The sequence below is a fragment of the Erwinia magellanica genome (assembly GCF_039023495.1).
Lineage (GTDB): Bacteria > Pseudomonadota > Gammaproteobacteria > Enterobacterales > Enterobacteriaceae > Erwinia.
Genome location: NZ_JBCHVC010000001.1, coordinates 407,274 through 430,101 on the forward strand (window position 1 = coordinate 407,274; position 22,828 = coordinate 430,101).

The following is a 22,828-nucleotide window of genomic DNA, read 5'->3' on the forward strand; positions in this document are numbered from 1 at the left end:
CCCGAAATTCTGAAGAATTAACGGGCTTAATGATAATACCTTGAAAATTTGGTCGGCACGAGAGGATTTGAACCTCCGACCCCTGACACCCCATGACAGTGCGCTACCAGGCTGCGCTACGTGCCGACTCGTGAGCTAATAGTACGCAAAACGCTGTCGATTGCAAGAGGCTAACACGTTGACTGCTATGAATTTAAGCAATCGCGCTGTCAGTCAGCGATAAAGCGCTTCTCTTCTGTCAGCACCTGGAGCAGCAGCGCCAGCTGCGGCTTGTGATCCTTCAGGCGGTTACCCTTTTCATCCCAGGCGGTATAGCTGCCGCTGTTATCCAGCACCAGCGTGACCGCAGGCGTGGTGATCACCAGCTGACGATCGGTACTGCTGGCTACCCAGTTATGACGTCGCTGGGCTGCGAAGAGATCTTCACCCTGTGAATAGTCCGCCGCAGGGGTGCTGACGTGCAGCAGGCGCTGCATCAGCGTGGTCATAATGTCCTGATGATCGGTCAGCTTACGCACCTGCTGCGCTGGCGTATCAGGCCAGTGCACAATCAGCGGCACCTGAAGATTTGCCCGGTTGCCCAGGCTGCTGTCGCCATCCAACGCAACACCATGCTCGGCGGTGATAACCACCACCGTTTTTTCCAGCAGCCCTTTTTCCTGTAGCGTGGTCAGCACATCCTGGATCTGCTTATCCACATCCGCGGCGGTGCGGGCGTAATGGCGCGTGATATTTTTCGCAGACCCTTCTTTGATCTCATTTCCACCCAGTGAAAGGTAGGAGAACCAGGGCGAACTCTGCGGCTTCTGACTTTCCAGCCAGCGTTGCCACTGGGCCGTGGTCTGTGCGTTAGTCTGCGTTTGCGACGGCGGCAGTGAGAAGTCTGCTAACAGTGCCTGACGATAGAGCGGTGAGGCAAAACCATCGGAGGCGAAGAGGCCAAACTGATAGCCCTGCTTACCAAGAGAGTCAACCAGCGCAGAAGGGACTCTGGAGGAGAGTACGCCATCCATATAGCTTGGGGAGATGCCATAAAAGAGGCCAAACAACCCGCTGTCAGCGCGGCTACCGGCGCTGAAATGCTGGGTAAAGCTGACGTTCTGCTGAGCAAATTGCGCCAGGTGAGGCAGCGATTTCGACAGCGTGCTCTGGTTCAGGCCATCAACAGTGATAATCAGTAAATTGTTGCGCGTTCCGCTGTCCCGGAAGGTGATGTCATTCAACGGGTAGGCGACAGAGACCGCTTCAGGATTACCCTGTTCAACCAGCCGGCGCTGATACTCCTGCGCATCCAGCAGGCCGTGACGCTCCAGGAAGCGGCGGGCAGTCATAGGATAGGAGAGCGGCAGGTTAGAACGCTGCATGGTGATCGGACGATAGAAGTTCGCATCCGCCCAGATATAGAGCAGATGGCTGGTGAAAAAGGCAATAATAAACAGAAGAGCGAGCGGCTTGCCGAAGTTGCGCCTGTTAAGGCTGCGCAGCTTCTGCCAGCTCCAGGTGGCAAACAGCATCTCCACCAGAAAAATAGCGGGCACGCTGATAAACATCAGCTGCCAGTCACGCGCCATCTCCGTCTGATCGGGGTTCACCACCAGCTGCCACACCACCGGATTGAGATGCAGGTGGAAGCGATTGAATACCGCGCTGTCTACCAGGATCAGCGTCAACCCTGCGGTGGCGATAATGGCAGAAAGGAAGCGCAGCAGCCGCTGCGACATCACCACAAAGGTCAGCGGGAAAATGATCAGCAGGTAAGCGGCAAAGACGATAAAGCTGAAATGGCCCAGCCAACTGCTAAAGGCGTAAATGCGCCCGGCCAGCGAGGCAGGCCAGTCAGAAACAAACAGGTAGCGGCTGCCCAGCACAAAAGCCACGATGATATTAAAGAGGGCGAACCAGTGCCCCCAGCTAATCATCTGGGAGACTTTTTCACGGTAGCGCTGCCGATTTGTTACCATAACAGGGTCAGGATCATCAGATTAATGGGCTTTATCGTCACGCACGGAAGCCTTAAGCGCTTCGGCGAATGAGTGTGCCAGCGAGTGCCGTTGAGCTGGCGCTACGCTGGTATTCAGCAAATTGGTCACCATATTTCCCAGTACCATCAGGGAAAGGTCGGTGGGGGCCTTGTCTTTTTCAAGTACATGGGCCAGTTCTGCGAGGAGTTTCTCCACGCGGTCGTCACTGTAGCGAGATGATTGTGGCATAACGTCGAATTTATTGAGTATTAAAGGGCGGCATCTTACCGTAAAACCGCGATATTTTCTGCACTTTTATCGATCGCAACAGGTTAATGTTGCTGGCAGTTGATCGCCGGAAGACTCGGTGATTGAATACGCGCTAAATCTAAAGGAGAGTCTACCATGAGTCTGGATATTGAGCAGATTGCCCTGCATCAGTTAATCAAGCGCGATGAACAATCGCTTGAGCTGGTGCTGCGCGAAACGCTGCTGCCTGCCAATGCGCCCGTCACCGCGATGATGGAAGAGCTGCACCGCGTTTACAGCGCTAAAAGCAAGGCTTATGGCCTGTTTAATGAAGAGAGTGAACTGGCGGATGCGCTGCGCAACTGCCGCAAAGGGGAAGATGACTTCCTGGCGTTCAGCCGCGCCGCAACAGGACGTTTGCGCGATGAGCTGGGGAAATATTCCTTCGCCGAAGGCGGCATTGTGCTGTTCGGTCACTACCGTTATCTGGCGGTGGAGTATTTGCTGATTGCGGTGCTGAACAGCCAGAACAGTATGCGGGTTAACGAAGAGCTGGACATCAGCAGCACGCACTATCTGGATATCAACCACGCCGATATTGTGGCGCGTATCGATCTCACCGAATGGGAAACCAATCCTGACTCCACCCGCTATCTGACTTTCCTGCGTGGCCGGGTAGGGCGCAAAGTTGCCGATTTCTTTATGGATTTCCTGGGTGCCAGCGTTGGGCTGGATACTAAAGCCCAGAACCGTGGTCTGTTGCAGGCCGTTGACGACTACTGTTCTGAAGCCAGCCTCGATAAAAACGAGCGGCAGAACTATCGCCAGCAGGTTTACAGCTACTGTAATGAACAGTTGCAGTCTGGCGAGGAGATCGAGCTGGAGGGGTTATCCAAAGAGCTGGCTCCTCTGGGTGAAAAAACGTTTCAGGCCTTCACGCAAGAGCAGGGCTATGAGCTGGAAGAGAGCTTTCCTGCCGACCGCAGCACGCTGCGCCAGCTAACCAAATTTGCCGGAAGCGGCGGTGGGCTGACGCTAAACTTTGATGCGCTGCTGCTGGGAGAACGTATTTTCTGGGATCCCGCGACCGATACGCTGACCATCAAAGGCACGCCGCCTAATCTGCGTGACCAGCTGCAACGCCGCAGCAGCGGAAGCTGACAGGAGCGTACTGCCGCTCTTTTCTGCCTGAGGCAAGCCAAAAAAAAAACGCCGCATAAGCGGCGTTTCTTTCACAAAAACCTGGTCGGCAATTAAGCGCGAACGAAGTCGATGTGGTGCAGTTTTGGCTTGAACGGGTGACGCTGAACAGCCTGCACTTTTACTTTTTCTTCTTTACCATTAACAACCAGAGTCAGAACTTCAGTGTAGAAACCCGGTTTTGCCTGGGTGTTCATTACTGAGTCGTGGTCCAGTTCGATGGCTACAGCTGCTTCTTTACCGCCGTAAATGATGGCCGGGAATTTGTTAGCTGTACGCAGGCGGCGGCTCGCACCCTTGCCCTGCTCTTTACGTTCTTCTGCATTGATAGTGAACATTGTTCAATCTCTTTATCGGATTATCCTGCTACAGGCGACCCAGCAGCAGGTTGGAGTATTCAACTTTTGCTTCAGCAAAAGCGGGGCGCATTATAGCCCAGGTTAGGCGCTGCGGGCAATGGATTAAAGTTGCCGTGAAAGTGCGGGTCTTATTTCAGGCTCATCCCGTTTTTTATACGGAGTTACGCGCTGTTAGCGAAGTTCGTTGGCGCGGCGGTAGCGGCCCTGGTAATCGAACATTTTTTCCCGTATCTGCCAGTAATGGCGCTGCTTGCGGGCGACCACAAAATCGGGCTGGCGCAGCAGCGGTTGCAGGGCAACGATATCCGCCGCGGTTTTCCAGCCCAGCGGCACGCCGGGCGCGCGTTGATGTGGCCGTAAAAAGATCTGCTCAAAGGCGGTACGTTGTGCGGGGGTAGTGAGCCGGAAGCGTTCGCTCACTTCGGTCGCTTCTTCATCGTAGTAGCGCGCTTTCAGCCACTCGCCTTTCTCATCCCGGCCACACTCCAGCACCATAGCGGCACAGCGTAAAACCAAAGCATCCTTGAGTTTCAGCGCCGCCTTCAGCATATCGTCCGGGTCCACCAGTACCGCATCGCACTCGTGACAGCGTCGTGCCGCAATATCGTTTTCAGCATTACAGTGCGGGCAACTTTTGAAGCGGAAGCGGAAGTCACACTGCTCCCTTTCACCCTCGTCATCTTCCAGCACGCCCTGACAGCGGCGGCCAAAATGTTCAATGATGGTGCCGTCCGGGGTTGTTTTCCCCCAGAAGGTATTGGCGAACCCGCAGGCGGGACAGAAAACCTGCACCGGTTTGTTATCGCTTTTCCCTTTAGGGGCGCCGACTTCAGGGGTGAATATATCGTGTGGATTACCGGCATAATCGAGGATCAGGCAGTCGGTTTTTCCCGGCGAGAGGCGCAAACCTCGCCCGACAATCTGCTGATAAAGGCTGACCGACTCGGTAGGACGAAGGATGGCGATCAAATCTACGTGGGGCGCATCAAACCCGGTAGTTAATACGGCCACGTTGACCATATAGCGAATTTCACGCGCTTTAAACGCGGTAATCAGCGCATCCCTCTCTGCGCCTGGCGTTCCTGCGCTGATCATCGCTTTACTGCCAGGCAACAGGCCAAGCACTTCTTTTGCGTGATCGACCGTTGAAGCAAAAATCATGACGCCCTGGCGATCCTGTGCAAACTCGACAATCTGCTGAACAATATGGGGGGTAATACGCTGCTGTTGCTTCAGCTCACGGTTGAGATCCGCCTCGCTGAACAGGCCATTTTCATTGGCTGTCAGACGGCTGAAGTCATACTGGACTACCGGCATATCAAGCCTTTCCGGGGGAACCAGAAAGCCGTGCCTGATCATATAGCGCAGCGGCAGTTCGTAGATACAGTCCCGAAACAGCGCCCGCTCGTCACCTCTGACCATGCCGTGGTAATGGAACTGATAAATCCAGCCTTTACCCAGACGGTAGGGCGTTGCGGTCAGACCCAACAGGCGAAGCTGGGGATTGCTCTGGCGCAGATGCGCAAGGATTTGCTGGTACTGACTCTCATCGGCATCGCTGATGCGGTGGCATTCATCCACGATCAGCAGCGTAAATTCGCCATCAAACTGTGCCAGATTGCGCGCTACGGACTGGACGCTGCCGAACACGACCTTGCTGCGGCTCTCTTTGCGCTGCAAACCGGCGGCAAAGATATCCGCCTCCAGCCCGTAAGCCTGATATTTACTGTGATTCTGCGCCACCAGCTCTTTGACATGGGCCAGCACCAGCACCCTTCCGCGTGCCAGCCGGGCCAGTTCGGCAATCACCAGGCTTTTGCCCGCGCCGGTAGGCAGCACGATCACGGCGGGCTGGTGGGAGCGACGAAAGTAGCTGAGCGTGGCATCAACCGCTTCCTGCTGATAGGGACGTAGCGTAAACGACATGAGTTAGCAATCTGCGAGCAAAACCGCATTATGCCACGAAAGCAGAATTCGTGCGCTTCAGCCTCTGTGCCTGAGCGCTAACTCCCGATATACTGTGGGTTCATTTCGACACACTCTCTTCAAACGTGCCCGTTACGGGGGCGTCGGTTTTTATTTTCAACTCAAACAGGCAGTGCAGATTTAATGCGACTTGATAAATTTTTATCTCAGCAACTGGAAGTCAGCCGGGCGATTGCCCTTCGTGAGCTGCGGGCTCGTAAAGTCACCGTTGATGGGGAAGTGGTCAGGGAAGGCGCCTTTAAGCTGAAACCTGAAAACCAGGTTGAGTACGACGGCAATCCTCTGCATGTGCAGTTTGGTCCCCGCTACTTTATGCTGAACAAACCTCAGGGCTACGTCTGTTCTACAGAAGATCCCGATCATCCTACCGTCCTCTTTTTCCTGGAAGAGCCTACCGCCTATAAGCTGCATGCGGCGGGGCGGCTGGATATCGACACCACCGGGCTGGTGCTGATGACCGACGATGGCCAATGGTCCCACCGCATTACCTCGCCACGTCATCATTGTGAAAAAACTTACCTGGTCACGCTGGAATCACCGGTTGCAGAGGATACGGCGGAAAAATTTACCGCCGGGGTGCAGCTGCATAACGAGAAAGATCTGACCAAACCGGCCAGCCTGGAAATCATTAGCGAGAATCAGGTGCGCCTGACCATCAGCGAAGGGCGCTACCACCAGGTGAAGCGGATGTTTGCCGCCGTGGGTAATCATGTGGTGGCCCTGCATCGCGAAAGGATTGGCAGCATTGTGCTGGACGAAGATATGGAACCGGGTGAATACCGTGCGCTGACGGCGGAAGAGATCGCCAGCGTGGTCGTTCCCCGCTAGCGGCAGACTAATTCAGAGAGGAAGTGAGCAGCAATGAGGGTGCGCAAGGACAAGAACTCATCAGTGGGACTGGTGGTGATCCTCGGCCTGTTGGCCATGTTAATGCCGTTATCGATTGATATGTATCTGCCTGCGCTACCGCAAATTGCCCGCGAATTCGGCGTGTCGGCAGGCAGCGTGCAGATGACGCTGAACCTCTACATTCTGGGGTTTGCGCTGGGCCAGCTGGTGTATGGTCCTCTTGCTGACAGCTTTGGCCGCAAACCGGTGATTGCTGTGGGAACCCTGGTGTTTGCCGTGGCTGCCGCAGCCTGCGCGATGTCGCAAACCATCGACCAGCTGATCTTTATGCGCCTGCTGCACGGCCTGTCGGCAGCGGCGGGCAGCGTGGTGATCAGTGCTCTGATGCGTGACAGCTACTCGAGAGAGGAGTTTTCACGCATGATGTCCTTTGTGATGCTGGTTACTACTATTGCGCCGCTGCTGGCCCCAATAGTGGGCGGCTGGCTGCTGTTGCTCTGGAGCTGGCACGCCATTTTCTGGGCCATTTCCGGTGCGGCCGTGGTCACCACGGTGCTGGTGGTCACGCAGATCAAAGAGACATTGCCCCACGACAAGCGGCAGAAGTTTCACCTGCGCACTACGCTGGGCAATTTCCTCTCCCTGTTCCGCCACAAGCGGGTTTTCAGCTATATGCTGGCAAGCGGCTTCTCCTTTGCCGGGCTTTTCTCCTTTCTGAACGCCGGGCCGTTTGTTTATATTGAACTGAACCATATCAGCCCGCAGGATTTTGGTTACTACTTTGCGCTTAACGTGGTGTTCCTGTTCCTGATGACGCTGCTTAACAGTCGCTCTGTTCGCCGGTTCGGGCCGCTGGCGATGTTCCGTTTCGGTCTGCTGATACAGTTCACGATGGGTCTCTGGATGGTGATTGTCAGCGCCTTCAATCTTGGCTTCCTGCCGCTGGTCTTTGGCGTGGCGATGTTTATCGGCTGCGTGGCCATGGTCTCATCGAATGCGATGGCGGTGATCCTGGAAGAGTTTCCGCATATGGCGGGTACCGCCTCCTCGCTGGCCGGTACGTTGCGTTTTGGCGTCGGCGCGCTGGTTGGGGCACTGCTCTCAACGCTGTCGTTTAACAGCGCATGGCCGATGGTAGGGTCGATATTTATCTGCTCGACACTCTCTATTTTGCTGTTTATCTACGCCACGCGCCCGCGTAAAGCGGCCGCAGCCTGAGTTACCTTGTGCGCCTGACTGCTCAGGCGCACAAGGTTTTCCACGCTGGCAAATTTTCTTTTCACTATGTCGTCATCTCGCCAGTTCGCCTTTACGTTTTGCACCGCCTCCCTCTTTTTATATCTGGTACATCCCTTCTGCTTGCTGCAATCCCTTGTCCAGCAAAACCGGTTCTATTAACCCTCAATAACGGTATTGTTATTTATTTGTAAAAATAACTGATGGAAAAGTTACCGCAGTGCAACAAATAAGTTGTTATTCCGCCCCTGACGCGGTAAATATAACGTTAAAATGAGAGTTAGTTCTCAAATTCAGTCCGCCGAGTGGGCGAAGAACAAAACCATTGCAGGCCCTGATAATGCTGATAAAAGCAGGTTTACGTAGCTGAAAGAGAACCGGTAACGGTCTGGGGAGTTTGGGTGAATACGTTACAACATTCTGTGGTACATCGTTTACCGCAAAGCTACCGTTGGGGGGCGGGGCCGACTGGCAGCAGCGTCGAACCGCTGCTGGTAAATAACCTCTCTGCGGAAGACGATCTCATTGGCCTTACGCTGCTCAGCCATGCGGGCGAGCAGGCCAGGGAGATCATGCGCATGATTCAGGATGCGCTGGCAGAAATCCAGATTGAGTGTGCTGTAGTAGAGTGCGCGGGCGAACCCTGTCTGTTTGTGACCCGTCAGGATGAGAGCGCTACTACCTGTCGGCTGAAAAACTTTGGGGTGGGCATTGCCGAACCCTTTCTGAATGCCTCTGCCTGATCTGATCCGATCAGGCAAGAGAGAGTAGCTGCCGCGTATACTCAGCGCGGGGCGCAGCAAACAGCGCTTCACACTCACCTTGTTCCACCACTTCCCCCTCCCGCAGCACCACCACCTGATGGCATAGCGAGCGCACCACCTTCAAATCATGGCTGATAAAAATGTAAGCCAGGCGATGGGTTTGCTGAAGCTTCAGCAGCAGAGCCAGGATCTGCTTCTGTACCGAGCGGTCAAGAGAAGAGGTCGGCTCATCCAGAATAATCAGCTGCGGCTGCAAAATAAGCGCGCGGGCAATGGCGATGCGCTGCCGCTGTCCACCGGAAAACTCAGCCGGATAACGGTGCCGGGTATCGGCATCAAGACCGACTTCCTGCATTGCCTCAATCACTTTTGCCTCGCGCGCCGCTGCATCCAGCCTGGGGTGATGCACCTGAAGGCCTTCAGCGATAATTTGCAATACGCTCAGCCGGGGATTCAGGGAAGAATTGGGATCCTGGAAAACGACCTGCACCTGGCGACGAACCGGCAACATCTTGCGGCGATCCCACTGATGCAGCGGCTGGTCGCGGAACCAGATTTCACCTTCAGAGGCAATCAGCCGCAGCAAAGCCAGGCCGGTAGTGCTTTTTCCGGAACCGGACTCGCCCACCAGACCCAGACTTTCGCCCGGCCGCAGCGTAAAGCTCAGCGATTTCAGCGCATGATGGTAGCCGCTAATCCGCCGCAGAAACCCCTGTTTGAGAGGAAAAGCGACCCGCAAATCTTTAACCTGCAATAAGGGTGGCGCGTCGCCATCCGCCGGAGCAGGGCGTCCTTCGGGTTCAGCATTAAGCAGCGCCTGCGTGTATGAATGGGCCGGTGCACTGAACAGCCTGGCGGTGATATTGCTCTCCACCGCCTGGCCGTTACGCATGACCACCACGCTGTCAGCCAGCTGCCGCACAATGTTGAGATTATGGGTGATAAACAGCAATCCCATATTCATCTCCTGCTTTAACTCTTTCAGCAGCGTCAAAATTTGCGCCTGCACGGTCACGTCAAGTGCCGTGGTAGGTTCGTCAGCAATCAACAGCTCTGGCTGAGTCAGCAGCGCCATCGCAATCATTACGCGCTGACGCTCGCCGCCGGAAAGCTGATGAGGGAAATCTTTCAGGCGCCTGGCGGCCTGGCGGATCCCAACCCGATCCAGGCAGGTTAGCATCTCCGCTCTGGCCGCCTCTTTGCGCATGCCCCGATGCAGCGACAGCACTTCATAGAGCTGCTTTTCGATGCTGTGCAGCGGATTAAGCGACACCATCGGTTCCTGAAAGATCATCGCCATGCGGTTACCGCGCAGGCCGCGCAGCGTTTGTTCATTCGCTTGCAGCACATCCTGCCCGGAAAACAGGATCTCCCCCTGTGGGTAGATAACGGGGGGCGAGGGCAGCAACCGCATCATCGACAGCGCCGTGATGCTTTTACCGGATCCGGACTCTCCCACCAGGGCCAGCGTTTCACCGGCATCTACAGAAAGCGACAGATCGCTGACCACCAGACGCTCTACCTTGCCCTGGCGAAAAGCAATACTCAGATTATTCACGCTCAGCAATGACATCAGTACACCTTACTGGGATCAAAGGCGTCACGAACCGCTTCGCCGATAAAAATGAGCAGCGACAGCAGGATCGCCAGTGAGAAGAAAGCGGTAATACCCAGCCAGGGCGCCTGGAGATTATTTTTCCCCTGTAGCAGCAGCTCGCCTAAAGATGGCGACCCCAGCGGCAACCCGAAGCCGAGGAAATCGAGGGAGGTCAGAGTGGTTATGGAGCCGCATAAAATAAACGGCAGGTAGGTCAGGGTGGCGACCATGGCGTTTGGCAGCATATGGCGGGACATAATCTTACTGTCGCTGACGCCAAGCGCCTGCGCCGCACGGATATAGTCAAAGTTTCGGGTACGCAAGAATTCTGCTCTTACCACGCCCACCAGTTGCATCCAGCCAAAAGCGACGGTGATCGCCAGCAGCCACCAGAAGCCAGGCTGGATAACGCTCGACAGCAGAATGATTAAAAACAGGGTAGGCATGCCGGACCAGACCTCAATAAATCGCTGCCCCCAGAGATCCACCCTGCCGCCGTAGTAGCCCTGCGAGGCGCCCACCACAATGCCGATCACGCTGGAAACCAGCGTCAGCATCAGGCCAAAAAGCAGTGAAATGCGCATACCGTAAAGGATCCGCGCCAGTACATCGCCGCCGTTGGCATCGGTGCCCAGCCAGTTCTGAGTCGAAGGGGGCGAAGGGAAGGGCACCGTGGTGGCAAAATTGATCGAGCCATCACCAAAGCGAACGGGCGCCCAGATTGCCCAGCCCTCTTTATCCAGGCGCGATTTCAGCCACGGGTCCTGATAGTCCGCCGCCGTGGCTAAAGCCCCGCCGAAGTCGGTTTCATCGTAATCCACCAGCAGCGGGAAATAGGTGCGGTCGTGATAATGCACCAGCAGCGGCTTGTCGTTGGCTATCAGCTCAGCACCCAGACAGAGCAAAAACAGCACGCCGAAGATCCAGAGCGACCAGTAACCACGGCGGTTATGGCGGAATCGCGCCCAGCGCGCCTGATTAACGGGGCTTAAATAGCTCATTAGCGTCCCTCAAAATCGATGCGCGGATCGACCAGCGTATAGGTGATATCGCTCAGGATATTCAGCAGCAGGCCAATCAGCGTGAAAATATAGAGCGTGCCAAACATCACCGGATAATCGCGCTGAATGGTGGCGTCATAGCCCAGCAGCCCCAGGCCATTCAGGGAGAACATCACCTCTATCAGCAGCGAACCGGTAAAAAACATGCTGATAAAGGTTGCCGGGAAGCCGGCAATCACCAGCAGCATCGCGTTGCGGAACACGTGGCGATAGAGAATTTTTTTCTCATCCAGCCCTTTGGCGCGGGCGGTGACCACATACTGTTTGCGGATCTCATCCATAAATGAGTTTTTAGTCAGCATGGTGAGCGTGGCGAAGCCGCCGACCACGGTGGCAATAACCGGCAGGGTGATATGCCACAGATAATCGGTAATTTTGCCATACCAGGGCAGGGAGTCGAACTGGGCAGAGACCAGCCCTCTTAACGGGAACCAGTCCAGATAGCTGCCGCCGGCAAACAGGACAATCAGCAGAATACCAAAAAGAAAAGAGGGGATGGCATAGCCGATAATAATCAGCGAGCTGCTCCAGATATCAAAGGCGCTGCCGTTACGCACCGCTTTCTTAATACCCAGGGGAACAGATACAAGATAAATGATCAGCGTACTCCACAGCCCCAGCGTGACTGAAACCGGCAGGCTCTCTTTAATCAGCTGAATGACCGAACTGCTGCGGAACAGGCTGTCGCCAAAATCAAAGCGCACGTAATTCCACAGCATGGTGAAGTAACGTTCATGCAGCGGCTTGTCAAAGCCGTAGCGTTTAGTGATCTCTGCAATAACTTCAGGATCAAGCCCGCGGGAACCGCGATACTGGCTGTCAGTGGGGCTGGCGTTGAGTCTGGTGCGCGTCTGCGCTTCACCGCCATTCCCTCCGCCCGGCATGCCGGTGGTTTGCCCGAACTCGATATTGGCGAGTGCCTGGTCAACAGGCCCGCCTGGCGCGATCTGCACAATAAAGAAGTTAATGGTGATGATTGCCCACAGAGTGGGGATGACCAGCAGCAGTCTGCGAAGTAAATAGGCGCCCAAGCTCCTCTCCTTAACGACGTTGGGCCGGCAGCTGCGCGGCTTTATTCACATCATACCACCAGCTGTCGAAGCCCAGAGAATAAGTGGGACGGGTACCCGGCATGGAAAACTTGTTCCAGTAGGCATACCGGTTGGTAGCGTTGTACCACATCGGGATCATGTAGTAATTCCAGGTCAACACGCGATCCAGCGCTCTGCCAAGAGGCAGCAAAGCAGCCTTATCGCCCTGGTGCTGGTTGATTCTGGCAATCAGCTCGTCCAGTACCGGACTCTCTACATGCGGGCGATTATAACTGGAGTCGATAAAGGCAGAGGCCCAGTAAATTTGCAGGTTGCTGTCCGGGAAAGGCATAGCCGGATAAGGGGAGGGCAGCATATCAAAGTCGCTTTTGCGCAGCCGTGCGAGATATTGTGAGCTGTCGACCTGGCGAATCGTCAGGGTAATCCCCAGCCGGCTGAGGTTATGCTGGAACGGCAGCACCCACTGATCGTTGCCTCCGCTACGCAGTAGCAGCTCAAAAACGAAAGGTTTGCCGGTTTTGACGTTGGTCAGCCGGTGGTTTTTCAGCTCCCAGCCCGCCTGTTTAAGCAGCGCCAGCGCCTTGAGCATATTATCGCGGTCATAACCGCTGCCATCGGTATGGGAGGGCTGATAGATCTGCGAAAAGATTTCATCAGGAATTTTCCCTTTCAGCGGCCCCAGCAGCTCAAGCTCCTGCGCGTCGGGATAGCCAGTGGCGGCATACTCGGTGTTCTGAAAATAGCTGCGGGTGCGCTTATAGGCATGGTAGAACAGCGCTTTATTCATCCACTCAAAGTCAAAGCTCAGGGAGAGGGCCTCTCTGACACGCCGGTCACTGAACAGCGGTTTCTGCACGTTAAACGCCAGCCAGGTAGAGTTCGTCGCCACATCATTGGGCTGTTCCTCTTTGCTGATAAAGTGATTATCAAAATTTTTGCCGCGATACTGCGTGGCCCATTTTTTCGCCGAGCTTTCGGTACGGAAATCAAACGCACCAGACTTAAAGGCTTCAAACGCTACGTTGTCATCAAGGTAATAGTCATAGCGCAGCGTATCAAAATTAAAACGTCCTTTATTGACCGGCAAATCGGCGGCCCAGTAATCTTTGACCCGCGTATAGGTGATGTACTGACCCATTTTATAAGCGGAGACCCGGTAAGGGCCACTGGATAAGGGCGGCTTTGCCAGCGGCTCCCCAAGGTTGTGGTTCTTCCAGAACTTTTCCGGAAATACCGGCGTGGAGAGCAGCGAGAGCATTTTGTCACGGTTACTCTCTGGCAGCTCAAACCGCACCACGAGCCGTGAAATAGCTTTTGCCGTCACGCCTTTATAGAAAACCCGATATTGCGGCACCCCTTCCGTCATAAATTTATTGAAGGTGAAAGCGACATCTTCCGCAGTAATGGCGGAACCATCATGGAAACGCGCCCTGGGATTCAGGGTGACCTCAATCCAGCGACTGCTGTCAGGGTAACGGGCAAATTCAGCAATCAGAGGGTAATAGCTGCCGGTCTCATCATCGGAAGTGGTGAACAGCGGATCGTACAGCGTATCCGTGCCTGCGCCAGGATTCCCGCGTGTAGCAAACCGGTTGAAATTGTCATAGGTGCCGATAGCAGAGAGGGTAACGCTTCCGCCTTTTGGGGCGGCAGGATTCGCATAATCATAATGGGTGAACTGGGTAGCATATTTGGGTTCACCAAGCTGCGCGAAGGCATAACTCTCATTGATATTTTCAGCGCGGGCAGCAAGCGCGAACAGGCTGAAAAGTAAAAATGTAAACCAGCGCACTATCATGGTGTTAATCAGCTCCCGCAGAGATAAACAGATGTCGCAAGGTTAGCAGCAGCGTAACAGGTGAAGCAACGGCAAACAGCGGCTCTTTACGCTTTCAGACACTCAGCCTGCAAAACAAGAAAGTGTGTGTGCGCTAAATCGGCTACCCGCTGCGGCTTAGCAGGGGAGCGCTGCTGAAACTGGCTTCTTTATGTCGGTCGACGGCTAAAAAAAAACGCTGCCGAAGCAGCGTTTATTATCTCGTTTCGCAGACTTCAGGGATCTGAAATCAGCTTGGCGTGTGGCTCAGCACCCGGCGCGCTTCGCGGTAACGCTTCTTCCAGTAGCTGTCGTTCAGACTTGAGATCATAACGCCACTGCTGGTAGAAGCGTGAACAAAGTTATCGTTGCCGAGGTAGATGCCGACGTGTCGACCGGTAGAACCGGCGCGGAACAGAACGATATCACCTGGACGTAACTTGCCACGGTTAATGCTTTTTCCGGAATCTTCCTGCTCATAGGTTGAACGGGGAAGATCTAAACCAAACTGCTCACGGAAGGTGGTTTGTACAAATGCCGAACAATCAATGCCGCGTTTGCTGGTACCGCCGAGACGGTAACGAACGCCTTTCCAGTCCGCATACTGATCCATCAGGCGGGATTTAATATCCACGTTCTGGACCATCTGTTCGAATTCATCCTGAGACGCTTGAAGTAAAAAGCCATTCTGGCCTTTAACTGCATGAGTATCAGTTTGTGCATTATTGCTGGTATTCGTCGAGCTACATGCTGATAAAACTGTCGCTAATGCGATTGCGGGTAACACCCGCCAGATATATCTCAGTATTGGTTGAGACTTGACCATTATGTTTGTGATCCCTTGAGGTCCTTAACGACGAGGTCGTTAGAAAAGTTGCGAAACGGAACGAGATTAATTAGCGCGACAGGGTAAGACAATTCCTGAAATGCAGAAGTGTGCAAGAGAGCACATTTTTTAGCGTTAATCCTGGAAATGGTCTACTGAAGTAGCCTAACTGAAAGTGAGGTTACCCGATTACAAGCCCCATAGCGAGGGGTTTAAACGACTTTTTACAGGTTTTTTTGATATGAAATAGGAATGTATCATTACGCGCACTTTATCGGCAATCAGGGAGAAAACTTGAGGAAATAATGGAACGAAGTGGGCAAAAAACAAGCTAAGACGGAAAAATAAGATTAATCACGCTGGACAATAGCGTTAAGCCACCCTTTTTTACGAGGCGGTAACCATAATGAAAACTTCTTGTTACCATTTAATAAGGAGGCTAATAATAAGGGCAGTAAATAAGCCGCTGAGGAATCAGCCCCTTTTTACCGCCCCGGATAGTCATTATTTAGCGGGTTTGTATTTGCCCGGCAGGTGGCGATAGAGCGCATTAACCAGGTAATCGCTAATTGGGGTCAGTAAGCACCAGCTCATGCCCACCAGCACCACTGAGAGCGACCCCACGACCACATCAGTAAACCAGTGTGCGCCGATCATAATCCGCGGCGAAGCGAAAACAATCACAATCGCTACCGCAATCATAAAGGCGCGGCGCGTGAAATAACGCAGCATAAAGCAGGCAAATATCATTAGCATCATGCCGTGGTCGCCCGGAAAACTGTCTGCTGAAGCATCTTTAGCCGGGATGCCGGTTAATTTCGTGACGTGATTAACGTCAGGGAAAAATTTGGTCGGACTTGGGTGGGAGACCGGAATTAAATGCCCCAGCTGGTTCAGCACCACGGCACAAATTAGCATCGCAATACCAATTGCCAGTAACCTGCGGCGGCCCGGCGGGGTTTCACGCCGCCAGAAATGCAGATATAAGCCGCCCATCGCCAGTAATGAAATACCGTCAAAGGCGCGGAAGTTGGTCACAGCCAACAGCCAGAGCAGCGGCTTATTCGTCAGCAGCCGGTCGTTAAACCAGTAAAAGATATTTTTATCCAGCTGGAACCAAAAACCGTGGTTAACCGGCAGATACCAGGAAAAGAAAAGCGCAAATCCCAGTACATTAAGCACCAGGATGGTCAGTAAACGGTTAGTGGTCATTTCGTGTTAAGGATAAATTAAGGAAAAGTAATAGCGTAGATTATACCTCAGGAGTTAAACGAAGTTTCAACAAAGAACTTTGCAACTTGTTCCAGTCCGCTTCCGCTTCATGGATCATTTCAATACGGCTGTCTGGCGGTGAGGAAGAGCGCGTTTCAATATGAAAGTCCTCGCCCTGACGGTTAACGCTGACCAGCCCTTCTTTAATACGCATTACCCCTTTTACGCGGGTTACGGGCGCAAGACGGACCCATTCAAGCAGGCCAATGGTGTCAAACACCGTCTCGTCATCAAATATCCAGCCGCAGGCATGGTAGCCCTGTCCCTGATTTAACGAGCGCCGCCAGCGTGTTCCCGCAGTCAGCGACAGAGCAGCCAGCCCGGAAGGGGGCGCGGCGTGTGAATGATGGTGCTGCGCCTGAGGTAACGTGCGCAGATTCAGGCGCGGTTGCGCCAGCAGAGTCTGGTCTATTTTGCCAAAGCTAACCGGGATCACTGGCCGTTGCAGCGCATCGTTGCTCTGCCATTGTGCCAGGGCTGCTCTGTCCGCATCCTGCCAGCGGTCTTCTTTATTAGCCACGATGATATCGGCTGCGGCCAGCTGATCGCGGAAATTTTCATTCTCCACTACGCGGGGATCGGCAAACTGACGGGGATCCAGCACGCAGAGAGAGGCATCCAGGGTCAGCCACGGGCGATACACCTCTGCCGAGAGCATATCCAGAATCTGCTTTGGATGACCCAGACCGGTGGGTTCAATCAACAGGCGGTCGGGTTTTGCCTGTTTCAGCAGCATATTAAGCCCAACCTGCATCGGCAGACCGTTGACGCAGCACATGCAGCCGCCGGGGATCTCTTTCAGAATGGCACCGCTTTCTGCCAGCAGCGCACCGTCAATACCGATCTCACCAAATTCATTCACCAGCACCGCCCAACGTTCATTTTCGGGTTTGTTAGCCAGCAGGTGCAGCAGGGTGGTGGTTTTACCGCTGCCCAAAAAGCCGGTAATCAGGTTTACCCTGGTCATTTATCTCTCCTGTAACGACGATCGCTTATCAAGTTGTGCTGTTTTTGGCTAATCAGCGGCTTATTGCTGCCAGGATGAACACCTGAGGGGCTGCTGTTCAGAAAGTTTGCTACCGGACATCTATGCTTATCAGACAACAAACGCGAAAGTGAGGGTCAGAATGAAAAGCATTCAACCGGCTTTAATAATGATGCTTTTGGCAGCCGGGACCAGTCATGCACTGGCGCATGAGATGGCCACAGATAACAATTCTGGCACTATCGGGTTCCAGGGCGCTATAGTGGAAACAAGTTGTACAACAGACCTGAAACAAAACCAGCTTATTACTTCCTGTCTGCGGGACGGAAACAATCAGGTGACAACTTCATCCGTTTCGGCCAGCGATCACTTGCCACCGGCCATAGGAAGCTCTGAGATAAGCTGGCTGGACAGCACCCACCAGCGCGGCATCCTGATCCAGAATTACAATTAAATGTTATAACATAGCAATTAAGGCGATGCACTGCGCACCGCCCATCAGCTGTTAGTCGGCACGTGCCATATAGCGGCGCTCGGCAATATGAATGCGAATTTTGTCGCCGTTACTCAGATATTCCGGCACCTGGATCACCAGTCCGGTGCTCATTTTGGCCGGTTTGGTGCGGGCGCTGGCAGAAGCCCCTTTGATGCCGGGCGTGGTTTCCACAATTTCCATGTCCACCGTCTGTGGCAACTCTAGCGCCAGGATCTGCCCATCCATTGTTAATACCTGAATGCCGGGAATGCCGCCTTCAGGCAGAAACAGCAGCTCTTCTTCAATCTGCTCACCCTTAAAGACGTAAGGCGTGTAATCTTCATCATCCATAAAGACATATTCGTCGCCGTCGATATAAGAGAAGGTCACCTGACGACGGCTCAGAGAAATGGTGTCGATGATCTCGTCACCCTTAAAGCGCTCTTCAACTTTAAGCCCGGTCCGGATATCGGTGAAGCGCATTTTATACAGGGTTGACGCGCCACGGGCGCTGGGACTCTGTACGTCAATATCTTTAACTAACAGAAGCTTACCGTTATGGCTCACCGCCATCCCTTTTTTGATCTCATTGGCTCTTGGCATGCTGAACTCTCGATAAGTGGGCTGTGAAAATTTCTCGCGACAACTTACTCTGGCTGGCCTGTTCAGGCAAGTACCAGACCGGAAAGGGCAGGATGAAATTGTGCTTGAGTAAAGGATAGCCTTCGCCGCATGCGCCTGCTATTGTCGCGCTTTCAACGCCGGGGAATAAATGATGAAGTGCCGTGACGCCTGTGGGGCTTGTTGTACTGCGCCTTCTATCTCTTCGCCCATTCCTGGTATGCCCAACGGCAAGCCTGCCAACACCCCCTGCATCCAGCTTGATGAGCAGCAGCGCTGTAAAATTTTTGCCTCGCCGCTCCGGCCTGCCGTTTGTGCGGGTTTAAAACCCACGGCTGAAATGTGCCACAGCAGCCGTCAGGAGGCGTTGGTCTGGCTGCTGGAGCTGGAGCAGCAGACTGCGCCTTAATTCCATTCCCCGCCCGCAGCCTGCATTTATCACCAGAACAGCGCTCTGCTTAATTCCCACCCGCCACTATGACTCCCCTTCAGCAGCCGTCAGCAAGCGCAGCGGCAGCCTGCTGCTTTTCGGAAAAAGGTCAGCAAAATGTGCGTGGCATCAAAAATCTGCTACGTCGTTGACGGTAAAACTTGCCAGCCATTGATGAACAGGAACACACTCCTTGAAACGTTTCAGCGGTGTCTGTTCAGCTTGTTGCTTCTACAGACAGCGCTTTTTTCTCAAAATAGCTGAAACGATTCAAATTCAGCAGAGAGGAGAACTATGTTCCAGCTAGCACTAGATGCCATCCATCCTGGCGCCACCGCCGGGAATAAAGAAGAGGCTATCCGCCAGGTTGCTGCCGCGCTGACCTCAGCCGGCAATGTGGGTGAAGGATATGTGAACGGGATGCTTGCCCGTGAACAGCAAACTTCCACCTATCTGGGCAATGGTATAGCCATTCCTCACGGCACCACCGACACGCGCGATCTGGTTTTGCAGACCGGCGTGCAGGTTTTCCAGTTCCCACAGGGCATTGCCTGGGGCGAAGAGCAGACCGCGTATGTGGTCATCGGTATTGCGGCTAAGTCAGACGAGCACCTTGCGCTGCTACGTCAGCTTACGCACGTGCTGAGTGATGACAGCGTGGCTGAGGAGCTGAAAACCACAGATTCCGCCGAAACGCTGCGCAGCCTGTTGATGGGTGAAAAGCAGGGTGCTGAGTTTAAATTTGATACTTCGCTGATTGCTACAGAGGTGGCCGCCAGCGATTTAATGACCCTACAGGCGCTCAATGCGGGTCGTCTGCAACAGGCTGGCGCGGTTGATGCCCGTTTTGTCAGCAGCGTGATTTCTGGCAAGCCACTGAACCTGGGGCAGGGCATCTGGCTGAGCGACAGCACCGAAGGCAACCTCGGCAGCGCTATTGCTATCAGTCGTGCCGCTGAACCTTTTGACGTTCAGGGTGAAAAGGCCGCGCTGCTGCTGACCGTATCGGTAACGGACGATCGGCCAATGAGCGTGCTGAACTACCTCAGCGACCTGCTGATCCAGCAAAAAGCTGAACGCCTGCTGAAGGCGGATGCGGCGGGCATTCTCGCGCTGCTGACCAGCGAAGTCTCTGAGCAGGCTGACGTGCTTACTGAAGAGTTTACTATCCGTAACGAGCACGGGCTGCATGCCCGTCCCGGTACGGCGCTGGTTACAGTTATCAAACAGTTTAACTGTGACGTTACCGTGACCAATCTCGACGGCAGCGGCAAACCGGCTAACGGACGCAGCCTGATGAAAGTGGTTGCGCTGGGCGTGAAGAAAGGCCATCGCCTGCGCTTTACCGCCAGTGGTGAAGATGCCCGCGCGGCGCTGGACGCCATTGGTGAAGCTATCTCTGGTGGCCTGGGCGAGGGTGCAGCATGAGCAGACGCGTTGCTACCATCACGCTAAATCCCGCCTATGACCTGGTGGGTTACGCACCAGAAATTGAGCGCGGTGAAGTCAACCTGGTAAAAACCACCGGTCTGCATGCCGCCGGTAAAGGGATTAACGTCGCCAAAGTCCTGAAGGACTTGGGTATTGATGTCACCGTGGGGGGATTCCTCGGGAAAGAGAATCAGGATGGCTTCCAGCATCTGTTCAGCGAGCTGGGGATCGCTAACCGCTTCCAGGTTGTGGAAGGGCGTACGCGCATCAACGTAAAGCTGACTGAAAAAGAGGGGGTCGTAACCGATTTTAATTTCTCTGGTTTTGAGGTGACGCCTCAGGACTGGGAACGTTTCACCACCGATTCACTGACCTGGCTTGGCCAGTTCGACATGGTCTGCGTCAGCGGCAGCCTGCCGGCAGGCGTGGAGCCGGATGCCTTCACCGACTGGATGAAAGCGTTACGCACCCACTGCCCCTGCATCATTTTTGACAGCAGCCGTGAAGCGCTGGTCGCCGGACTCAAGGCGGCCCCCTGGCTGGTAAAACCGAACCGCCGCGAGCTGGAAATCTGGGCTGGGCGTAAGCTGCCAGATTTGCAGGACGTGATTGAAGCAGCGCATGCGCTGCGGGAGCAGGGCATTGCCCACGTGGTTATCTCACTCGGTGCAGAAGGCGCGCTGTGGGTGAATGCTTCAGGCGAATGGATCGCCAAACCACCCGCTTGTGAAGTGGTCAGCACGGTAGGTGCCGGGGATTCTATGGTTGGCGGGCTGATCTATGGCCTGCTGATGCGTGAATCCAGCGAGCATACGCTGCGTCTGGCTACGGCTGTTGCGGCAATGGCCGTCAGTCAGAGCAATGTGGGCGTAACCGATCGTACCCAGTTGGCCGCGATGATGGCGCGTGTCGACCTCCAACCTTTTAACTGACAGCAGGAGAGCATAATGAAAACGCTGCTGATAATTGATTCTTCGCTGGGGCTGGCCACTGGCTATCTGGCAAAAAATATCGCAACGGCCGCGGCGGCCAGTCAGGGTGTGACGCTGACCGATAATCTGGCCGAAGCAGACCAGATCATTGTCGCCGGTAAAAACGTTCCGGGCGACGTTTCGCTTGAGGGTAAAGCCGTTTATCTGGCCGATATCGAACAGCTACTGCGTCAGCCCGATGCGGTACTGGCGAAAGCGCAAACCGAAGCAAAACCCTGGCATGCGCCTGCGGTAGCGGCAACAGATGCCCCTGCGGCCGCTGTGGCAGAGAACAGACCAAAACGCATCGTCGCTATCACTGCCTGCCCAACTGGCGTGGCGCATACCTTTATGGCGGCGGAAGCCATCGACACCGAAGCGAAAAAGCGCGGCTGGTGGGTGAAGGTAGAAACCCGTGGTTCTGTGGGGGCGGGCAATGCCATTACGCCTGAAGAGGTTGCAGAAGCCGATCTGGTTATTGTGGCAGCCGATATCGAAGTGGATCTGGCGAAATTTGCTGGCAAGCCGATGTATCGCACTTCAACCGGTCTGGCGCTGAAAAAGACGGCGCAGGAGCTGGATAAAGCGGTAGCGGAAGCCCGTCCTTATCAGCCCAAAGGCGGCAGCAACGCTTCTCAGAGTGATGACAGAAAAGAGAGTGCAGGCGCCTATCGCCACCTGTTAACCGGCGTTTCTTATATGTTGCCGATGGTGGTAGCGGGCGGTCTGAGCATCGCGCTCTCCTTCGCTTTTGGTATTACCGCATTTAAAGAGCAGGGAACGCTGGCGGCGGCGCTGATGCAGATCGGTGGCGGCAGCGCCTTTGCCCTGATGGTTCCTGTGCTGGCAGGCTTTATCGCCTTTTCCATCGCAGACCGTCCGGGCCTGACGCCAGGTCTGATTGGCGGTATGCTCGCCACCAGCATCAACGCCGGTTTCCTTGGCGGGATCATCGCGGGCTTTATCGCCGGTTACGCGGCGAAATTTATCAGCAGCAAGCTTAAGCTGCCACAGAGTATGGAAGCGTTAAAACCGATCCTGATTATTCCGCTGGTCGCCAGCCTGATCACCGGTTTGCTGATGATCTATGTGGTGGGTACGCCGATTGCCAAAATTATGGAAGGGCTGACTCACTGGCTGGCTAATATGGGTACCGCTAACGCCGTCCTGCTGGGTGCAATCCTCGGCGGCATGATGTGTACCGATATGGGTGGCCCGGTGAACAAAGTGGCCTACGCCTTTGGGGTTGGCTTGCTGAGTTCCCAGACCTACGCACCTATGGCCGCTATTATGGCGGCCGGTATGGTGCCGCCGCTGGCGATGGGGCTGGCGACGCTGGTAGCCCGCAGGAAATTTAATAAAGGTCAGCAGGAAGGAGGCAAAGCGGCGCTGGTTCTGGGGCTGTGCTTTATCTCTGAGGGCGCCATTCCGTTTGCTGCCCGTGACCCGATGCGTGTGCTGCCTTGCTGCATTATCGGCGGCGCGTTGACCGGTGCTATTTCAATGGCGGTAGGGGCTAAACTGATGGCACCGCACGGTGGGCTGTTTGTGCTGCTGATCCCAGGCGCCATCACTCCTGTGGTGGGCTACCTGATGGCTATCATTGCAGGCACGGTGGTCGCGGGTCTTTCCTACGCGGTGCTGAAACGTCCGGAAGCGGAATTAGCTAAAGCCTGATTTCCTACAG

Annotated in this window: 21 protein-coding genes and 1 tRNA gene; 9 read left to right on the forward strand and 13 right to left on the reverse strand. The window is 54.6% G+C overall.

The window, feature by feature from the left end; all coding sequences use genetic code 11:
* Window positions 1–49 precede the first annotated feature (49 nt).
* The 3 genes from AAH450_RS01850 to AAH450_RS01860 all read right to left on the reverse strand — a co-directional run bounded on the left by AAH450_RS01850 (window position 50) and on the right by AAH450_RS01860 (window position 2,210).
* Window positions 50–126, reverse strand: a tRNA-Pro gene (locus tag AAH450_RS01850).
* 83 nt (window positions 127–209) lie between these two features.
* A complete protein-coding gene (yejM, locus tag AAH450_RS01855; protein ID WP_342908648.1) occupies window positions 210–1,961 on the reverse strand; it encodes an LPS biosynthesis-modulating metalloenzyme YejM in 1,752 nt (583 codons plus the stop codon).
* A 21-nt stretch (window positions 1,962–1,982) separates the two neighbouring features.
* On the reverse strand, window positions 1,983–2,210 hold the full coding sequence (locus tag AAH450_RS01860; protein ID WP_306211671.1) for a YejL family protein: 228 nt from the start codon (window positions 2,208–2,210) through the stop codon (window positions 1,983–1,985).
* A 156-nt stretch (window positions 2,211–2,366) separates the two neighbouring features.
* Between AAH450_RS01860 and yejK the strand changes: the two genes are divergently transcribed.
* Window positions 2,367–3,371, forward strand: coding sequence for a nucleoid-associated protein YejK (gene yejK, locus AAH450_RS01865; RefSeq protein WP_342908649.1), 1,005 nt, complete (start codon window positions 2,367–2,369; stop codon window positions 3,369–3,371).
* A gap of 92 nt (window positions 3,372–3,463) precedes the next feature.
* On the opposite strand, the gene rplY is transcribed toward yejK, so the two are convergent.
* Together rplY and AAH450_RS01875 are read right to left on the reverse strand one after the other, a co-directional pair.
* Window positions 3,464–3,748: a 50S ribosomal protein L25 gene (gene rplY / locus AAH450_RS01870; RefSeq protein ID WP_306211675.1), complete on the reverse strand. Its 285-nt coding sequence runs from the start codon at window positions 3,746–3,748 to the stop codon at window positions 3,464–3,466.
* A 192-nt stretch (window positions 3,749–3,940) separates the two neighbouring features.
* Window positions 3,941–5,695, reverse strand: coding sequence for a DEAD/DEAH box helicase (locus AAH450_RS01875; RefSeq protein WP_342908650.1), 1,755 nt, complete (start codon window positions 5,693–5,695; stop codon window positions 3,941–3,943).
* A 183-nt stretch (window positions 5,696–5,878) separates the two neighbouring features.
* On the opposite strand from AAH450_RS01875, the gene rsuA reads away from it, so the two are divergent.
* From rsuA to AAH450_RS01890, 3 genes are all read left to right on the forward strand, one after another.
* On the forward strand, window positions 5,879–6,583 hold the full coding sequence (gene rsuA, locus AAH450_RS01880) for a 16S rRNA pseudouridine(516) synthase RsuA (protein WP_342908651.1): 705 nt from the start codon (window positions 5,879–5,881) through the stop codon (window positions 6,581–6,583).
* A gap of 39 nt (window positions 6,584–6,622) precedes the next feature.
* Window positions 6,623–7,822 carry a Bcr/CflA family multidrug efflux MFS transporter gene (locus tag AAH450_RS01885; protein WP_342909548.1) on the forward strand — a complete coding sequence of 400 codons (1,200 nt, stop codon included), beginning with the start codon at window positions 6,623–6,625 and terminating at the stop codon, window positions 7,820–7,822.
* A 419-nt stretch (window positions 7,823–8,241) separates the two neighbouring features.
* On the forward strand, window positions 8,242–8,583 hold the full coding sequence (locus AAH450_RS01890; protein WP_342908652.1) for a YejG family protein: 342 nt from the start codon (window positions 8,242–8,244) through the stop codon (window positions 8,581–8,583).
* A 10-nt stretch (window positions 8,584–8,593) separates the two neighbouring features.
* Here AAH450_RS01890 and yejF read toward each other — a convergent pair whose 3' ends face one another.
* The 7 genes from yejF to AAH450_RS01925 form a co-directional block, all read right to left on the reverse strand.
* Window positions 8,594–10,177, reverse strand: coding sequence for a microcin C ABC transporter ATP-binding protein YejF (gene yejF, locus AAH450_RS01895; RefSeq protein ID WP_342908653.1), 1,584 nt, complete (start codon window positions 10,175–10,177; stop codon window positions 8,594–8,596).
* A complete protein-coding gene (locus tag AAH450_RS01900) occupies window positions 10,177–11,202 on the reverse strand; it encodes a microcin C ABC transporter permease (protein WP_342908654.1) in 1,026 nt (341 codons plus the stop codon). Before AAH450_RS01900 ends, yejF begins: the two co-directional genes overlap by 1 nt.
* Window positions 11,202–12,293, reverse strand: coding sequence for a microcin C ABC transporter permease YejB (locus AAH450_RS01905; RefSeq protein ID WP_342908655.1), 1,092 nt, complete (start codon window positions 12,291–12,293; stop codon window positions 11,202–11,204). Before AAH450_RS01905 ends, AAH450_RS01900 begins: the two co-directional genes overlap by 1 nt.
* A gap of 10 nt (window positions 12,294–12,303) precedes the next feature.
* Complete coding sequence (locus AAH450_RS01910) at window positions 12,304–14,112, reverse strand: extracellular solute-binding protein (RefSeq protein WP_342908656.1); 1,809 nt, start codon at window positions 14,110–14,112, stop codon at window positions 12,304–12,306.
* Window positions 14,113–14,380: 268 nt separating this feature from the next.
* On the reverse strand, window positions 14,381–14,956 hold the full coding sequence (gene mepS / locus AAH450_RS01915) for a bifunctional murein DD-endopeptidase/murein LD-carboxypeptidase (RefSeq protein WP_306211696.1): 576 nt from the start codon (window positions 14,954–14,956) through the stop codon (window positions 14,381–14,383).
* Between the two features lie 504 nt (window positions 14,957–15,460).
* On the reverse strand, window positions 15,461–16,168 hold the full coding sequence (locus tag AAH450_RS01920) for a phosphatase PAP2 family protein (protein ID WP_342908657.1): 708 nt from the start codon (window positions 16,166–16,168) through the stop codon (window positions 15,461–15,463).
* 40 nt (window positions 16,169–16,208) lie between these two features.
* Window positions 16,209–17,195: a CobW family GTP-binding protein gene (locus AAH450_RS01925; protein WP_342908658.1), complete on the reverse strand. Its 987-nt coding sequence runs from the start codon at window positions 17,193–17,195 to the stop codon at window positions 16,209–16,211.
* A gap of 160 nt (window positions 17,196–17,355) precedes the next feature.
* On the opposite strand from AAH450_RS01925, the gene AAH450_RS01930 reads away from it, so the two are divergent.
* On the forward strand, window positions 17,356–17,667 hold the full coding sequence (locus tag AAH450_RS01930) for a hypothetical protein (RefSeq protein WP_342908659.1): 312 nt from the start codon (window positions 17,356–17,358) through the stop codon (window positions 17,665–17,667).
* Window positions 17,668–17,718: 51 nt separating this feature from the next.
* Here the strand turns inward: AAH450_RS01930 and yeiP are convergent, their stop codons facing one another.
* Window positions 17,719–18,291, reverse strand: a complete 573-nt coding sequence (yeiP, locus tag AAH450_RS01935) for an elongation factor P-like protein YeiP (RefSeq protein ID WP_318790903.1) — start codon at window positions 18,289–18,291, stop codon at window positions 17,719–17,721.
* 172 nt (window positions 18,292–18,463) lie between these two features.
* Between yeiP and AAH450_RS01940 the strand changes: the two genes are divergently transcribed.
* The 4 genes from AAH450_RS01940 (at window position 18,464) to fruA (ending at window position 22,818) form a co-directional block, all read left to right on the forward strand.
* The gene (locus AAH450_RS01940) at window positions 18,464–18,718 is read left to right on the forward strand and encodes a YkgJ family cysteine cluster protein (protein WP_342909549.1); all 255 of its coding nucleotides are present in this window, start codon (window positions 18,464–18,466) and stop codon (window positions 18,716–18,718) included.
* 315 nt (window positions 18,719–19,033) lie between these two features.
* Window positions 19,034–20,167: a fused PTS fructose transporter subunit IIA/HPr protein gene (fruB, locus tag AAH450_RS01945; RefSeq protein ID WP_342908660.1), complete on the forward strand. Its 1,134-nt coding sequence runs from the start codon at window positions 19,034–19,036 to the stop codon at window positions 20,165–20,167.
* Complete coding sequence (gene fruK, locus AAH450_RS01950; protein ID WP_318790907.1) at window positions 20,164–21,102, forward strand: 1-phosphofructokinase; 939 nt, start codon at window positions 20,164–20,166, stop codon at window positions 21,100–21,102. The genes fruB and fruK overlap by 4 nt, the downstream gene beginning before the upstream one ends.
* Before the next feature lie 15 nt (window positions 21,103–21,117).
* Window positions 21,118–22,818 carry a PTS fructose transporter subunit IIBC gene (gene fruA / locus AAH450_RS01955; protein ID WP_342908661.1) on the forward strand — a complete coding sequence of 567 codons (1,701 nt, stop codon included), beginning with the start codon at window positions 21,118–21,120 and terminating at the stop codon, window positions 22,816–22,818.
* Window positions 22,819–22,828: the final 10 nt, after the last annotated feature.

Excerpts from the sequence above, each read along its gene's own strand:
- fruA (WP_342908661.1), top strand. The coding sequence starts at position 21,118 with ATGAAAACGCTGCTGATAATTGATTCTTCGCTGGGGCTGGCCACTGGC.
- AAH450_RS01860 (WP_306211671.1), bottom strand. The coding sequence starts at position 2,210 with ATGCCACAATCATCTCGCTACAGTGACGACCGCGTGGAGAAACTCCTC.
- AAH450_RS01910 (WP_342908656.1), bottom strand. The coding sequence starts at position 14,112 with ATGATAGTGCGCTGGTTTACATTTTTACTTTTCAGCCTGTTCGCGCTT.
- yejK (WP_342908649.1), top strand. The coding sequence starts at position 2,367 with ATGAGTCTGGATATTGAGCAGATTGCCCTGCATCAGTTAATCAAGCGC.
- yejM (WP_342908648.1), bottom strand. The coding sequence starts at position 1,961 with ATGGTAACAAATCGGCAGCGCTACCGTGAAAAAGTCTCCCAGATGATT.
- mepS (WP_306211696.1), bottom strand. The coding sequence starts at position 14,956 with ATGGTCAAGTCTCAACCAATACTGAGATATATCTGGCGGGTGTTACCC.
- AAH450_RS01925 (WP_342908658.1), bottom strand. The coding sequence starts at position 17,195 with ATGACCAGGGTAAACCTGATTACCGGCTTTTTGGGCAGCGGTAAAACC.
- yeiP (WP_318790903.1), bottom strand. The coding sequence starts at position 18,291 with ATGCCAAGAGCCAATGAGATCAAAAAAGGGATGGCGGTGAGCCATAAC.
- AAH450_RS01875 (WP_342908650.1), bottom strand. The coding sequence starts at position 5,695 with ATGTCGTTTACGCTACGTCCCTATCAGCAGGAAGCGGTTGATGCCACG.
- AAH450_RS01920 (WP_342908657.1), bottom strand. The coding sequence starts at position 16,168 with ATGACCACTAACCGTTTACTGACCATCCTGGTGCTTAATGTACTGGGA.
- rplY (WP_306211675.1), bottom strand. The coding sequence starts at position 3,748 with ATGTTCACTATCAATGCAGAAGAACGTAAAGAGCAGGGCAAGGGTGCG.
- fruK (WP_318790907.1), top strand. The coding sequence starts at position 20,164 with ATGAGCAGACGCGTTGCTACCATCACGCTAAATCCCGCCTATGACCTG.
- rsuA (WP_342908651.1), top strand. The coding sequence starts at position 5,879 with ATGCGACTTGATAAATTTTTATCTCAGCAACTGGAAGTCAGCCGGGCG.
- AAH450_RS01900 (WP_342908654.1), bottom strand. The coding sequence starts at position 11,202 with ATGAGCTATTTAAGCCCCGTTAATCAGGCGCGCTGGGCGCGATTCCGC.
- AAH450_RS01940 (WP_342909549.1), top strand. The coding sequence starts at position 18,464 with ATGAAGTGCCGTGACGCCTGTGGGGCTTGTTGTACTGCGCCTTCTATC.
- yejF (WP_342908653.1), bottom strand. The coding sequence starts at position 10,177 with ATGTCATTGCTGAGCGTGAATAATCTGAGTATTGCTTTTCGCCAGGGC.
- AAH450_RS01930 (WP_342908659.1), top strand. The coding sequence starts at position 17,356 with ATGAAAAGCATTCAACCGGCTTTAATAATGATGCTTTTGGCAGCCGGG.
- fruB (WP_342908660.1), top strand. The coding sequence starts at position 19,034 with ATGTTCCAGCTAGCACTAGATGCCATCCATCCTGGCGCCACCGCCGGG.